General features: G+C 41.7%; 12 protein-coding genes, 1 other RNA gene and 1 other annotated feature. Of the genes, 1 reads left to right on the top strand and 12 read right to left on the bottom strand.

The window, feature by feature from the left end:
• Nucleotides 1-142: 142 nt before the first annotated feature.
• The 12 genes from OCV47_RS15275 to OCV47_RS15220 form a co-directional block, all read right to left on the bottom strand.
• Nucleotides 143-580 carry a hypothetical protein gene (locus OCV47_RS15275; RefSeq protein ID WP_470358865.1) on the bottom strand — a complete coding sequence of 146 codons (438 nt, stop codon included), beginning with the start codon at nucleotides 578-580 and terminating at the stop codon, nucleotides 143-145.
• A 547-nt stretch (nucleotides 581-1,127) separates the two neighbouring features.
• A complete protein-coding gene (locus tag OCV47_RS15270) occupies nucleotides 1,128-2,027 on the bottom strand; it encodes a DNA-methyltransferase (RefSeq protein WP_262655900.1) in 900 nt (299 codons plus the stop codon).
• Between the two features lie 9 nt (nucleotides 2,028-2,036).
• Nucleotides 2,037-2,921: a HindIII family type II restriction endonuclease gene (locus OCV47_RS15265; RefSeq protein WP_262655899.1), complete on the bottom strand. Its 885-nt coding sequence runs from the start codon at nucleotides 2,919-2,921 to the stop codon at nucleotides 2,037-2,039.
• Nucleotides 2,922-3,272: 351 nt separating this feature from the next.
• Nucleotides 3,273-4,145 carry a transposase gene (locus OCV47_RS15260; protein ID WP_262655898.1) on the bottom strand — a complete coding sequence of 291 codons (873 nt, stop codon included), beginning with the start codon at nucleotides 4,143-4,145 and terminating at the stop codon, nucleotides 3,273-3,275.
• The gene (locus tag OCV47_RS15255) at nucleotides 4,142-4,519 is read right to left on the bottom strand and encodes a transposase family protein (RefSeq protein ID WP_262655897.1); all 378 of its coding nucleotides are present in this window, start codon (nucleotides 4,517-4,519) and stop codon (nucleotides 4,142-4,144) included. The genes OCV47_RS15260 and OCV47_RS15255 overlap by 4 nt, the downstream gene beginning before the upstream one ends.
• A gap of 187 nt (nucleotides 4,520-4,706) precedes the next feature.
• Nucleotides 4,707-6,146, bottom strand: a complete 1,440-nt coding sequence (locus OCV47_RS15250) for a SpoIID/LytB domain-containing protein (RefSeq protein WP_262655896.1) — start codon at nucleotides 6,144-6,146, stop codon at nucleotides 4,707-4,709.
• A 119-nt stretch (nucleotides 6,147-6,265) separates the two neighbouring features.
• Entirely contained in the window at nucleotides 6,266-7,315 is a 1,050-nt protein-coding gene (locus OCV47_RS15245; RefSeq protein WP_262655895.1) for an aldose epimerase family protein, read from the bottom strand.
• Between the two features lie 54 nt (nucleotides 7,316-7,369).
• Nucleotides 7,370-7,550: non-coding RNA, 6S RNA (ssrS, locus tag OCV47_RS15240), on the bottom strand.
• 119 nt (nucleotides 7,551-7,669) lie between these two features.
• A complete protein-coding gene (locus OCV47_RS15235; protein WP_262655894.1) occupies nucleotides 7,670-8,041 on the bottom strand; it encodes a hypothetical protein in 372 nt (123 codons plus the stop codon).
• 12 nt (nucleotides 8,042-8,053) lie between these two features.
• Nucleotides 8,054-9,544: a threonine synthase gene (thrC, locus tag OCV47_RS15230; RefSeq protein ID WP_262655893.1), complete on the bottom strand. Its 1,491-nt coding sequence runs from the start codon at nucleotides 9,542-9,544 to the stop codon at nucleotides 8,054-8,056.
• A 153-nt stretch (nucleotides 9,545-9,697) separates the two neighbouring features.
• A complete protein-coding gene (locus tag OCV47_RS15225) occupies nucleotides 9,698-10,573 on the bottom strand; it encodes a cell wall hydrolase (protein ID WP_117447445.1) in 876 nt (291 codons plus the stop codon).
• A 199-nt stretch (nucleotides 10,574-10,772) separates the two neighbouring features.
• Complete coding sequence (locus tag OCV47_RS15220) at nucleotides 10,773-12,440, bottom strand: 2-isopropylmalate synthase (RefSeq protein ID WP_262655892.1); 1,668 nt, start codon at nucleotides 12,438-12,440, stop codon at nucleotides 10,773-10,775.
• Nucleotides 12,441-12,530: 90 nt separating this feature from the next.
• Nucleotides 12,531-12,809, bottom strand: a binding site (T-box leader).
• A 207-nt stretch (nucleotides 12,810-13,016) separates the two neighbouring features.
• Between OCV47_RS15220 and OCV47_RS15215 the strand changes: the two genes are divergently transcribed.
• The gene (locus OCV47_RS15215; RefSeq protein ID WP_262655891.1) at nucleotides 13,017-15,257 is read left to right on the top strand and encodes a prolipoprotein diacylglyceryl transferase; all 2,241 of its coding nucleotides are present in this window, start codon (nucleotides 13,017-13,019) and stop codon (nucleotides 15,255-15,257) included.
• Nucleotides 15,258-15,360: the final 103 nt, after the last annotated feature.

Genomic DNA, 15,360 nt, shown 5'->3' with positions numbered 1-15,360 from the left:
TCCCATCCATTATCCGTACAGGTTTGTATAACCTTCTGGCTGACATACAATCCATCGGCTGTTATTATGATCGGAAGTCTCGAAAAACTCTGTTTTATCGTTTTTGCCAGTCTGATAAATGCCTTGCTTTCACAATCCTGTTTTATTTTTTTTCACTCTGATCGATATACTCCGTGTTTTCAATTGGCTCTGACGCTATGCTACATACAAGGTTATTTCCAAAGTATAGTTTTGCCTCAAGCACACTTCTATGATACTTTATAAATTCATCTGCTTTCCCGCGGTTATAGCAGCGGCTCAGATAATAATCATTCTTTTTCTGGTATCCTTCATCCAGTTCTGTAACATCGATAATAACCTGCCACTTTTTCAACACTCTGGCATCATTAAATGTTTTTCTGCGGATCATGGAATAGGCAATATCTTTCTGTATTTTTTCCAGCTCCAACGGATCCAGCCTCTTCAAAAATTCATTTTCCGTAACACCATGAGGAAGATACTCTTTCCTGGATTCTCCCATGAAAGAATATAGATTTTCCACAACCTTTTCATCATTAAACTGCCGTGTCACTTCCTGCATGCTTGAAATTCCACCTATACATTTATAATACAAAGTCCCAAGCATAGTTTTTACAGAATAGTCGATATAACTTTGGTTCCAAGGGTCTTTTATTTCACTAAATTTTTTAAATAATTCAGAGTAATATTTATCCTAGATTATTCACGGTTAAGCTAAATGTACAACTGGAATAGCAACTATTAAAGAACCTTGACAGCTTAACAATTGCTCTGAACTCTGCGATAGGGATTTTACGCCCTTTTGACGGACAAATTGAGCGATGTTATGACTGCATGGAGCAATTTTTAATTTCATGGTACAGTTATCAGTTCAGATATTGTTCCATGAATAATTCAGGTTTATTTTGAATCTTATTGCATTCAACAACCGGATTCTTTTCCAATTTTCTCTTGGATCTTTCTTGTTCTCTGCTCATTTTTCTTCCTTTGCGATAAAGTTTTTTCTTTTATTTTACCTTATCACAAAGAAATCTGCTTAAATTTTAGTATTATTAGTGCGAATTATGTTTACCTTTCAAAACTGATTATTTCACTCTTATCTTTATTTTCTAATTCTCTTTCAGCCTCAATAAAATATTCCTATAATACTCTTCATTAATCTCAAATCCTATGAAATTCCTCTTAAGATTTTGTGCTGCAACTAACGTTGTTCCACATCCGCAGAATGGATCCAGAACCACCTGTCCCTCCTTAGTTGTTAATGCTATTAATATTTCCATCAATTTTACAGCTTTTTGCGTTGGATGAAGTCCCCTATCAGTTTTTTCTGTTTGTATCTTCAAAATATTTGAGCATACCTCTAATCCCTCATTCCATATAGCTCTTTTTTTCAATTCTTCTTCATTAAATGCCCCCACCTCATACTTGAGCACATTATCTGTCAATGTACTTCCTTGTGGATATGGTTTCATAAACCATAAAATTGGTTCAAACAATGGTCGTAAATTTCCTATTTTCCAACCTTCCCATTTCAAACTATTATCATGATCTCCTCGTCTATCAAATACACAGCTAACCCTTTGTGCTCTATAAGCTGCCGCATCTTTTTCCCATGAAATCATATCTTTAAAAATAAATCCTGCATCTTCCATCGCACAAATACATCTATGTGCCATTCTTCTTCCCGCAAATACAAAGCAACTTGATCCAGGCACCAAAACTCTTAACCATTCACTCGCCCATAAGGTACACCACTGATAATATTCTAATGGAATATTTTTGTCAGCTTGTGACCAACCATTTAAAGGCTTTCCCCTAGTTTTAAATACACTTCCAGCTTTTTCTTGTGCCGGACTTTTTCCTAACAAACTGCTATTAGTATTTTGATGTAACACATCCCATTCATCGTAATTTATTCCATATGGAATATCTGATAATATAAGATGTATTGACTCAGTCTCTACATTTTTTATCAGTTTTATAGAATCTCCTAACTCTATTCTTCCCAAATTATTCACCTACTTGCTTAATCTATTAATATAACTTTTTATTGCATTTACTTTTTCTTGAAGTTTTTTTGCTTTAATCAACTCTTCTATCGCACGTTCTCTAGAATAGTTTCTTATCTCGCCTATATAATTGTTCCAAAATATTATTTCAATCATCCCTCTATCAACTAATGCATTTTTATATGTTTTTAGTATTTCTTCGTACTCCTCTATTGTTATTCCAATTTTCTTTGCTACGTAAGAATCCATTTTAGGTAAAAAACAACTTTTTGCATTTGCGTAACTTAATGTTTTATCTCGAGCAATCATCTGTGATGCATTCCACAATGACTCTAATGATATTGTCGAGGTTTCTTTTATATTTTTCTCCAATAAAATTGAAATATGTTCCCAGGACAATAAACAAACATTGTTATCCAAGGCTTTAGAATAAATTTGACTTGTTATTTGCGGATATTGGAAATATGGAGCAACTAATACAGCATATTCATTTTCTGCTCCTCTCCAATCACTCAGATTACTAACCTTAAAATCTTTTTGATTTTTTGCCGTGCGACTGAGTCTAAAACATTTTGCATCAGCAACTAAACTGTAATTATATCCTGAAATGCTTCTTGCTATTATATCAGCACTATCCCCTCGCTCATCCAATGCTTTCGCAGCCAATCCTAACATTCTAAAACATCTCGCTAGAACTATATCAGATGCTTTTGAATACAATTTTTCTTCTGTTGAATCGTGTTCAATACTTTCTGGTATTGTCCCAACTTCTTTTACAATATTTTTAAATTCAACTTCTGGAATATTGTCGATAAACTCCTTTATCCTATCTGTTGCAATTTTAAATTCTTCATTTTCCAATTCGAATATCTTTTCTATTAATTTGTCGAACATTTCTTATTCCTCCAAGTTGATTACATTAATCTGATTTGTAATTTTCCTTATATTTTACTTGATATATTTTTTTATTGCAAGATCTATTATATTCTACCAGATTTGAAAGGTAAATTTATTCTATAACCTGCCAATTTTGTAAATTCACATATTTACATATTTTTTATGAATTTAGGAAAGTTATCCACATTAAATGATTACACGAATTCCTTCTCCCAAAAAAAGTTCATAAATTTGTATTTTCCTCTTGGCAGGCATCACCTTCTTTGCTAAAATTAAATCAGTTTAGAATTGCTCTATGCAGCTCCACGCTTATATCTTCTGTTTCCGTTAGTTGCCGTCCAAAGCTAGCTAACAATTCAGGAGATACATTTTTTTGCAGTTTTTTTTATTTTTCCTCAGGTAATAATACTCATAAAGCTGCTTTATGAAATCCGCTATTTGCTCCATCAAGTAATGGTTCTTTTGTGCCTGCTCATCCCAGCTACATGCGTGCTCTATATTCCCCTGCCAATGCTTCTGTCGGTTGAATCCCTGATTTTCTATTTTCCATCTGTTCCTTCCGGCTTTCACAATTTTCTTTGCATTACTTTTTGTAATTGTGATATTGGTAATCCATGCAAACTCTGTTATTTTTTCTTTTCCATCTGTCTGGACTTTCTTTTCTGTGTAATAGATCAGATTTACATCTGTGTTCTGAAATATGATCTGATTCTGGTACTCTATTTCTGAACCTATCTTTTCTTTTTCAGGCAGTGCCTGATATTCCAACGCTATGGTTGGCGCACATCCTTCTTTATAACGGATGATATAATCCCATCCATTATCCGTACAGGTTTGTATAACCTTCTGGCTGACATACAATCCATCGGCTGTTATTATGATCGGAAGTCTCGGAAAACTCTGTTTCATCTTTTTTGCCAGTCTGATAAATGCCTTGCTTTCACAATCCTGTTTTATTTTTTCTCCACTCTGATCGATATACTCCGTATTTTCAATTGGCTCTGACGCTATGCTGCATACAAGGTTATTTCCAAGGTACAGTTTTGCCTCAAGCACACTTCTATGATACTTTATAAATTCATCTGCTTTCCAGCGGTTATAGCAGCGGCTCAGATAATAATCGTTCTTTTTCTGGTATCCTTCATCCAGTTCTGTAGCATCGATAATAACCTGCCACTTTTTCAACACTCTTGCATCATTAAATGTTTTTCTGCGGATCATGGAATAGGCAATATCTTTCTGTTTTTTTCCAGCTCCAACAGATCCAGCCTCTTCAAAAATTCATTTTCCGTAACACCATGAGGAAGATACTCTTTCCTGGATTCTCCCATGAAAGAATATAGATTTTCCACAACCTTTTCATCATTAAACTGCCGTGTCATTTCCTGCATGCTTGAAATTCTACCTATACATTTATAATACAAAGTCCCAAGTATAGTTTTTACAGAATAGTCGATATAACTTTGGTTCCGAGGGTCTTTTATTTCACTAAAGTTTTTAAATAATTCAGAGTAATATTTATTTTGAATCTTATTGCATTCAACAACCGGATTCTTTTCCAATTTTCTCTTGGATCTTTCTTGTTCTCTGCTCATTTTTCTTCCTTTGCGATAAAGTTTTTTCTTTTATTTTACCTTATCGCAAAAAAATCAGCTTAAATTTTAGTATTATTAGTGCGAATTATGTTTACCTTTCAAAACTGAGTCAGAGACTTTTCCTCATTGAAAACATATGCCTCCATAGAAGCTGTCACCAGGAACAGTGAAATCGCAGGCAGGCGATTCATGAGCTATATTTAACAAGCTCTATTTCACCATAATAGTTCTTCAGAATGGTTTCGCAGTCCTCGCCCTGTTCTGCCATGTGCCGGGCTCCGTTCTGGCTCATGCCTTCGCCATGGCCATATCCGCCACCATAGACATCATATCCGGTCAGGATGTCTCCTTCTGTCACTGGCTGCAGATAGAAAAAAGCACTTGGCAGCAGCTGCCATCCTTCCCGGGTACTTCCATCTTGCAGGGTGATCACCAGATCTGCCAGAGCCAGAAACTGGCGGATCTGGTATTCTCCTATTATCTTCTCCGTTACTTCTTCTGTTTCTATTTTTTGAACCGCTTCTTCCGATGTGACTGTCTGATCCGCATCGGCCTCATCCTGTTCTACCGTCTTTCTCTGTCCAGTTATCTCCAGACACGTTGCTGCACCTTTCTCATTTCTTTCTGCCACTTGCAGGTTCTCTATCTTTTCCCATTCCGTTTTTTCCTGCAAATCCACCAACTGTATATTCGTTTTCCATCGATAAAACGGTTCTTCTGCCTCTACGGAGCTTATCTGATCTTCCTGTAAAAATGCTGCAAATACACTCTCTTCTGACAGATTTCTATGCAGATCCAGTCCACAGGAAGTGGAATAATAACGTGCATCTGCCAGTGCACCATCCTGCATCATCATCACCAGCCCTGCCGTTTCTTTTACCGCCTGATCGGTTTTTGCCCCGTGCCGACGATTATTATAGACCTGATAAGAGGTACTGTCATCCAGGTCTGCTCCATATTCTTCTGCCCGCCCACTCTCCTGTTGCTGCATGGCATAAGTTCGTGCACAGATCGCCTGAGCCTTCAGCGCTTCCAAAAGGAACGCTTCTGACATTTCACTGGGTAACACTCCGCAAAGATAGCTCTCCAACGGTAATACATTTACAAGAAGCAGTCCCTGATCCGTCTTTCGGATTTCCAGACTACCTTCATATCCAATGTCTGTCTCTGCCCGCTCCAGTTCCGGGAAATAAAACCTGCCGTCATTCGAGAAAGCCTGTAGTACTTCTCCTTTTGCAAACAAATCACTCTGAGGTGTAATCTGTATCTCTTCTCCGGCCTTATACCGGATCTGGCTGTCCTCTTTCTGGATCGTATAATCTTTATCGCAGGTAAGGCAAATATCGGTATGGTATTCCGATTCATAGCCGTCACTTTTCAACAGAACACGGATCCCTGACTCTGATTCGTCAGTTTCCAGCCCCTCAGTTCCCGACTGTATTTCTCGCTGTTCTCCGTTTTCATTCTGTGTTCCCGTTTCTTCCACTCTTCCGGATCCCATATTTTCCTGCGGTGACACGTTTGCCTGATTTCCCCTATTCTCTGCACCATTTCCATATTTCAGTTCCAGCATACCCCATAAAAAAGTCAGCAGCAGCAAGCCACATAACATGATTATTTTTTTCATATTCTCCGTTTTCTCCCTAAAAAAAGAAACGGCATACCAGTTGTACCCGTTTCTTTTATCCTATGTTCTGTTTTCTTCTTTATGATTGTAAAATCATAACTGTTTAGTTGCCCGCTTTCTTATTCTGCACTGAACTTGTAAATGGTTGTTGTAGAATAAGTATCTCCTGCTTTCAGAATCGGAGATGCAAAGTTCTCATGATGAATCGCATCTGGGAAGAACTGTGTCTCCAGGCAGAGACCACCTCTCTTCTGATAAGCCTTTCCATCTTTTCCAATCCAGGTGTTCTCAATAAAATTTCCAGAATAGAACTGTACGCCTACACAGTCCGTAAAGACTTCCATCTTTCTTCCGCTGACCGGAGCTTTCACTTCTGCAACCTTCTTTACCGTTCCATCCGGCTTCAATGCGTAGTTATGGTCATATCCGCCACCCATCTTCAGCTGCCTGTTCTCTTTTTCAATATCCTGTCCCACCGGCTTTGCCACACGGAAATCAAATGGAGTACCCTCCACCGATCCGATCACACCAGTCGGGATAGATTCTGCATCGATCTCTGTATAACCATCTGCATCAATCCACAGAATATGATCCAGAACACTTCCATGGTCATGGCCCTCCAGGTTAAAATAGGAATGATTGGTCATATTGGCAATGGTATCTTTGTCTGACTTACCTTCATAGTGAATCTTGATCTCATTGTCGTCCGTCAGTGTATAGGTCACAGATACGGTAAATGTTCCAGGATATCCCTGTTCCAGATCCGGGCTGACTCTGGAAAATGTCACGGAAGATGTCGCTTCGTCTGTCTTCATATCCCAGATCACCGAATCATATCCATGATTGCCGCTATGAAGGTTATTTTTGTTCTCGTTCTGATCCAGGTGATATGTCACACCATTGATCTCAAACGTTGCTCCACCGATACGGTTGCCGCTTCTTCCAATGCAGGCGCCCAAAAAACCGCCATTCTTCGCATAATCTGTCACATCCGCATAACCAAGGATTACATCGTCATGTCTGCCATTCTTATCTGGCACTACTGCACCAACCAGTGTGGCACCATAGTTTGTCACCTCAATGGACATTCCATTCTTATTGGCAATCGTCACCAGCTTAGCTTCTCTTCCATCCGCCAGTCTTCCAAAATCACTTACTTTCATTCCCATTTTCCCCAATCTCCTTTTTAAACTTTATAAAAAAAGGACCCTGAGGTCCTTTTTTTAATACCCAAAATGCCGGTTCCTACCTTTTGACTCCTAGCGAAGCTAGGTGGGTAACCGCAACCGTTCTTCTGCCTTCCCCTGACAAATGGGGGCCTGACATCTAATTGGCAATATAGGAATCCCGTTTAAAGTAATGTAGGTTCAAAACAGTAGAAGTTGTCGAACATCCCAGGCAAATGGTCAACTTCTTTGTGATTCATTTCTTGTTTATTATCGCATTCTCATGTCGAAAAGTCAAGCATGGAAACGAATCACCGTCTTTCACTCATATCTGTGTCCGTTTTTGTTTTTTTTATTCTATTTCTTCACGCTGGTATGTCCGGTCGGCCAGTACTTTTCTGCTGATTTTTTCACTACAAAGGCAAACCAGATGGTCACTGCAAGGAATATGGCAATTACTGCCAGATACCATCTTCCAAGCAATCCGGTCTGTGTCTCCAGTACACCGCAGCCGCCGCAGATCAGCACCACAATCCCATATACCAGTACTTTATTCTCCACTTCTCTGGTATAGGCTGCCTTATCGGTACATTTTTTGACATTCGTTCCTTTCGGGAGCAGCAAGCCTTCCTTGATCTCTCCCTTAAACTTTAACAGATAATAGCAATACAGCACATACGCACCTGATCCCAGGATAATCAGGTCCATTAATGAAAACATTGAATCCATATTCTGTTCCCCCTATTTTACCCCAAGAATCTTCTTTACCGCATTCTTCATCTCTGCTGTCTCTACTACAGTATCATGAAGAACCGGTGCCGTACGGATCTCTTCAATAGCTGCCGGCACCTTCACGCCTGAGATACGTGACAGTTCATCTACCAGTTCAAAGTCTGTCATGTTCTTGCTGTCTTTATGTAAAGCATCCATGACACTTCTGGTGAACTTATATGGACTGGCTGTAGAAGCAATCACGGTCTTGGTCTGATCACCGCTCTGCTCCTGATACTTATGATATACGCAGGAAGCTACTGCTGTGTGCGTATCCATCACATAACCGGTATCCTGATAAACTCTCGCGATCTCATCTGATACTTCCTTCTCTGTAGCAAATCCACCGGTGAAATCCTGCAGTCTTTCCCGCATCTTTGGTGTAATCTCATACTTGCCTTCTGTGGTCAGAGACTTCATCATCTCTGCATTTTTCACTGCATCCTCGCCTGCAATTTTATAGATCAGACGTTCCAGATTGCTGGAAATCAAAATATCCATAGATGGTGATGTGGTCAGGATAAATTCTCTGTTACGATTGTATTCTCCTGTCTGGAAGAAATCATACAGTACTTTATTATCATTCGAAGCACAGATCAGCTTTGCAATCGGTACGCCCATATTTTTTGCATAGTAAGCTGCCAGAATATTACCAAAGTTACCTGTCGGAACTACTACATTTATCGGTTCGTTCTCAGCTAATTCTCCTGCTGCTCTCAGCTTCGCATAGGCATATACATAATACACTACCTGCGGAACCAGACGGCCGATGTTGATGGAATTCGCAGAAGAAAACTGAAATCCGCTCTCCTGCATCTCCTTTGCCAGCTCCTTATCTCCGAACATCTTCTTAACACCGGTCTGGGCATCGTCAAAATTGCCCCTGATGGCTACTACATAAGTATTCTTCCCTTTCTGAGTCACCATCTGCTTTTCCTGAATCGGGCTGACACCATTCTTAGGATAAAAAACAATAATTCTGGTGCCAGGTACATCTGCAAAACCAGCCAGTGCTGCCTTTCCGGTATCTCCGGATGTAGCTGTCAGAATCACGATCTCATTTTCCACATGATTCTTCTTTGCTGAAGTAGTCAGCAGGTGTGGCAGAATAGACAGTGCCATATCCTTAAATGCGATGGTAGCACCATGGAACAGTTCCAGGTAGTAAGCACCATCTTCCTTCTTCAGCGGTGCAATCTCTTTGGTATCGAACTTTTCATCATATGCCTTAGCAATACAATTCTTCAGTTCTTCTTCTGTAAAATCTGTAAGAAACAGCTTCATTACTTCATATGCAGTCTCCTGATAACTCATGCCTGCCAGCTGCTCCATTGTCACATCCAGATGCGGAATCTGCTGTGGTACAAATAATCCGCCGTCATCAGCAAGTCCCTTTAAGATTGCCTGTGAGGCTGTTACAGTGCCTTCTGGAGTTCTGGTACTTCTATATAATACTTCCATCTCTTCACCTGTTCCTTTTCCTATTTCTTATCTGCCTGGTTTCAGACATTTTTACCAAGTATAGCACACCTTTTTTTGTCACGCAACCCTGGGTTCCTATTTGAAAAGATGAAAAAAGAGCAGCCACTGACTGCTCTTTTCTGCTATACCCTCTTAGGATACCTGTTGATTCTGGGATAATGTATAATATTCATGTCCACCATGTGTAAGCAGTGGAATTAAATTCTCTTCAAACCATCCGATACTGGATGCATCAGATCCGTTCCTTGCCATAAAGAACAGTGCCCCCTGGGACTTGTCCTCTCCGGCCAGTACCCGGTCTACCGCTTCTATTGTGGAATCAGTGATCTCCACGCTGTTGATTCGTCCGTCAATGGTCGGCTGAAACTGAGCTGAGCCGTCGATGGTCTGCCATACCACTTCTTCAATGGTATTCGGAAAACGTGAATCTCTGACTCTGTTCAGAATGACATTTGCGATCAGCATCTTGCCTTCCAGATCTTCTCCGGTAGCCTCTGCTTCCACTATGCGTAATAATGTATAATACTCACTCTCCGGCATCTGGTTACTCTCTACCACCTGTCTGGCATAGGTAAACACATTCCGGGCTGACTGTGTACTTTTCTCCATATTTGTCCGGCGGCGCTCCGTACGGCTTGCCCTCGCTGCACCTACCAGAATGTTCTCATTTGCACTTGCAGTGTTTATCTCACTCGCTGCCTGGGAATATGCGTTCATGGACATTGCACCACTTACGACTCCCATCAGTCCCGCCTGAAGTCCTTCTGTCTCGTCTGTCTCTATCGTCTCGGCAGCCAGAACTTCTCCTGTTCCTGCATGCAATCCCGTCTCCTTCCCAATCTCGATGGAAATAAGATTCCCGCTTACCCCGCTAACCCCCATAGCGCACAGGAAAACGATTGCCAGCAAAACAGCTGTGCGGACAACAGCAACGTGTTTCCGATATACACGTCTGGTCAAACGATTCATACAATGCATCATCCCCAGAAGTATACTTTCTACTTCCATATGCTGTTTTTCCTTCCTTTCTTGCTGATAATGATACTCCCGTCTTTTTCTATTTTATTTCATTTGTGTTAATATGTCAATTATTATTTCATATTTTCGTAATACTTTTGTAGCTATTTTTCACATTTTTACGACAAAAACGGCGTAACACCCTGTCAGAAAAGGGATTACGCCGTCACTTTTAGACTATTCTGATTATTTATTCTACGCCTGCCAGCATATTATTGATGGCTGTCAACAGTGCATTGTAGGAAGCTTTGATAATATCCTGATCTACACCTGCGCCCCAGAAACGTTTTTCCTGTGCATCACGAATACCTACATAAGCGATCGCTCTGGAACTGGAACTCTGCTCCAGTGCATGTTCCTGATAAGTCTCCAGACGATATTCCAAACGGAACTGCTTCTTCAATGCATTACTGATGGCATCCAGACGTCCGTTTCCGGAAGCCACTGCCAGCTTCTTCTCACCATCATGCTCTACCATAATCTCTGCAATGATACCGTTATGCTGCTTGAAGTGTGCTTCTGTAATATTAAACGGTGTGGTAATATCTTCGTATCTGGTCTTGAACAGGTCGAAGATCTCATCTGGAAGAAGTTCTTTTTCTTTTTCATCGGATGCTGCTTTTGCTGCATAGCCCATAGCCTCGCGCATCTTGGCCGGCAGATTCAGTCCATAGTACTGCTCCAGAATGTAGCCTACGCCACCCTTGCCGGACTGGCTGTTGATACGGATCACGTCTGCTTCGTAATGTCTTCCGATATCGGCTGGATCGATTGGCAGATACGGTACGGTCCAGTGCTCGCAGTCATGAGTCTCTCTGTACTTCATACCCTTGGCAATCGCATCCTGGTGGGATCCTGAGAATGCTGCAAATACCAGTGCTCCACTGTATGGGCTTCTCATATCAATCTTCATGCCTGTGAACTTCTCATACTGTTCACAGATCTCCATCATATTCGTGAAATCCAGTTCCGGATCTACACCCTGTGCATACATATTCATAGCCAGTGTCACGATATCTACGTTACCGGTACGCTCTCCATTTCCAAACAGAGTACCTTCGATACGGTCTGCGCCGGCCAGAATACCCATCTCTGCATCACTGACACCTGAGCCTCTGTCATTGTGTGGATGAAGGGAAAGTACAACATTTTCACGGTACTTCATATTCTTGCTCATATATTCGATCTGGCTTGCATATACATGAGGCATAGAGTGCTGTACAGTACTTGGCAGATTGATAATGACCTTGTTGTCCGGTGTCGGCTGCCATACATCCAGTACGGCATTGACTACTTCCAGTGCGTATTCCGGTTCGGTTCCGGTAAAGCTCTCCGGGCTGTATTCAAAGGAGAAGTTACCCTCTGTCTCGTCGGCAAGCTTCTTTAATAATGCAGCTCCGTCTACAGCAATCTTCAGAATCTCTTCCTTAGACTTCTTAAATACCTGCTCTCTCTGGGATAAGGAAGTGGAATTGTATACATGTACCACCGCCTTCTTTGCACCTTCCAGTGCTTCAAATGTCTTGCGGATGATATGCTCTCTGGCCTGTGTCAGTACCTGAATGGTAACATCATCCGGGATCAGATCCTGTTCAATGAGTGCCCGAAGGAAATGATATTCTGTCTCAGATGCAGCCGGGAAACCTACTTCGATTTCTTTAAAACCAATCTTTACCAGTAACTTAAAGAAATCAATCTTCTGCTGCAGATTCATCGGTACGATCAGTGCCTGATTTCCATCACGCAGGTCTACGCTGCACCAGATTGGAGCCTTGTCAATGTACTCTTTCTTTGTCCAGTCCATGCACTCTACTGGTGGCATAAAATACTGTCTGGTATACTTTTTAAAGTTCTTCATGTGTCTTTTCCTCCATTTTCACTATATTGATAAAATGTTGTTCCCATTCAGGGTAAAAAAAAATCCTTCATCCCGTGACTGCTTACTGTCACTAGAGACGAAAGACGTTCGATGTCCTACGCGGTACCACTCTACTTTATGAAATAACTTCATACACTCATCCGATACGGATCTGTACAGATCTTATATCTTACCCGGATAACGGTCAGGACTCCGTCTGCGTCTACTCACCAATCTCTCTTCTGATCATCTCTGGCTTTCAAGCAGCTGCTCTGAGGTGAGTTCCCCCTACTCTCTCGGCTGTCTCACATCACCCGACAGCTTTCTGAATCCAAGAATAAATGTACTATTCCTCTTCATAGCTTTTTCTATTTGACGTAGGTTTAAGATAACACTTTTCCCTGAAAATGTCAACCGAGAGAATTCAATTTTTCTTTTTCTTATTATATTCTTAATTTTACTAATTTAGTCTTTTTTTATGGATTTTTTTTTACATTTGTGTTAACATGATTGTAATATTTATGTATCTGTTCAATATCTTCACAGATACATATTTTTAGAAAGGAGAGGGGTAGTATGCACAGAAAACATACACTATTTGCAAAATGCGCTTCCGGACTCTTATCATTCTCACTGATTATGAGCATGATCCCTTCTGTCCCGGCCTGGGCAGAGGACGATTTTTCTGAAGATATTTCAGCGGAAGAAGCCGCATTAGATGCCGATGTGGAAGTACCATCTTCCATCTTTTATATTACGAAGTTCCCTGGATTTGAAAAGGATGATCAGGGACATTTTACAGATGAACAGACAAAGGAGAAATATGGTGATCTGAAAGCTGTACCAGGTACCTCTCTGGAAGATCTGAAGCTTCCTGAGGATCTGGATCTGGAAGGTTACTGGGAAGCAGACGGACCGGATGCTCCTTCTACTCTCACACTGGAAAAGATCGACTGGAAGTTAAAAACTGACAATCCAGAGGAGATCTATTCAGAGAGTTCTCCGGAAGGTACTTACACCTTCACACCAGATTATGAAGCTTATGTTGCTGATGATGAGTCTCTAGATGACATTCTTCTGGCAGAAGGCGTAAAGGATCTGACCATTGACGTGGTGATCGCTCCTGAGGAGACCGAACCGGAAACGACTGCCGAAACAGAGACTGCAGCCTCGGCTGATGACACACAGACTCAGCCAGCTGACCCATCCACTGATACAGAAGCTGTGGTGACAGATCCATCTGCTGAACCGGCCGCATCCGATGATACCGCTGCAACAGACAGTGATATTACGATTCCAGACGCTACCGGAGATACCACAACTGATGCTTCCGCTAATGACAATGGTGATATTAATATCTTTGACACCGTAGATGACTCTGTGATTAATGCCAGCACACAGGAAGAATATAAAGGTTCTGAAGAAGATAGCACTACCGATAACGGAACCGTTCTTCTGCCAGATGATTCCCAGGCTCAGCCAGTAGCTGTTCAGGAAGAAACTACTGCTCAAACCGAATCGACTGTTCAGGAAGAGACCTCTGCTCAGAGCGAAACAACTGTTCAGGAAGAGACCTCTGCTCCAGCAGAGACGACTGCCGAATCAGATGCCGCACAGCCAGAAACCACTGCAGATGCACAGACACAGGATGCTCCTCAGGGAGAACCAACTGTACAGGCCACAACGCTCATCGGTACACTGCAGTTCTTCAACCCGAATGCAACTAATCCGGTATATACTTATCCAGCCGATGGCACTAAGCTGACTCTTACTGCCAATGATACAAATGTAAATGTGGAACCTGCAATCACATTGCCTTGTAATGCAGTTCTGACCAATCCGACCGTGAAGTTTGTCGCAGATGGTGTGGAACAGCCATACACTTTAACAACCGCTGATTTTGCAGCGAATTCCACTCAGCGGATCACATTTACAGATGCAGCAAATAATCAGTACTCTATTCAGCTTACTCTGACACAGAATGCACATCAATTTGATGCTGCTACCTGTAATCATCTGTCCACCTGTACCGTATGCGGTGCAACCACAGGTGACTACGCCGCTCATACGAATGCAGGCAATGCAACATGTACCAAGAACGCAACCTGTTCTGTATGTGGTGTCGATCTGGAAGGAACTGCCCTTGGACATGACTGGAAGGATGCTACCTGTACTACTCCTAAGACCTGCTCCCGCTGCCAGGCTACCGAAGGCAAGGCTCTGGGACATGATCTTCGCGATGACTGGGAGACCATGGAAGCTTCTACTTATTCTTCCCACGGTTATCAGGAACGCTTCTGCCATCGTGACAACTGTGATTACACCGAAGATCGTGACCTGAATATCGTAGGTAATCCGAATGACAATGCGATCCAAAACCTGTCTGAAGGTGCTACCTATGACATCAACACCCGCCTGACCTTCAGTGCATATGGCGCTGCAAGCGAGAACAGCAAACCAATTGCAAATGATATTCGCTACATTCCTTCTACCTGGTCGATTCAGGGAACTGCAGGAACCTGGCTGGATAACTTCAGCGGTGCGTTCTCCATTTCCAAGACCGGGACTTACACGGTTACTGTTACCTTCCAGAAACAGGTATACGGTGACGGAAGCTGGCAGAACACTGATATTGCAGACAGCAAGACCGTTACTTTCTCCATCGGAGGCAACTCTTCTGACGGAACCAACGATGCAGTCCGTATCAATCCACAGACTGGCGATCAGACACCGATTCTTCCATTTGTGATTGTACTGATTGTAGCCGCTGTTGTGATTATCGTAGTAGTAATCATGCGTAAGAAAAAACAGAACTAATCATCATACTTCTATGATATAAATCGAGTAGGAGGGGATTTTAATTAAATCCCCGACCTCTCACACCACCGTGCGTACCGTTCGGTACACGGCGGTTCAACCA

The organism is Muricoprocola aceti (genome assembly GCF_025567005.1).
GTDB classification, from domain to species: Bacteria; Bacillota; Clostridia; order Lachnospirales; family Lachnospiraceae; genus Marvinbryantia; species Marvinbryantia aceti.
The sequence above is the reverse complement of the archived record's forward strand: the minus strand, read 5'-3'. Positions and strand labels throughout refer to the sequence as shown.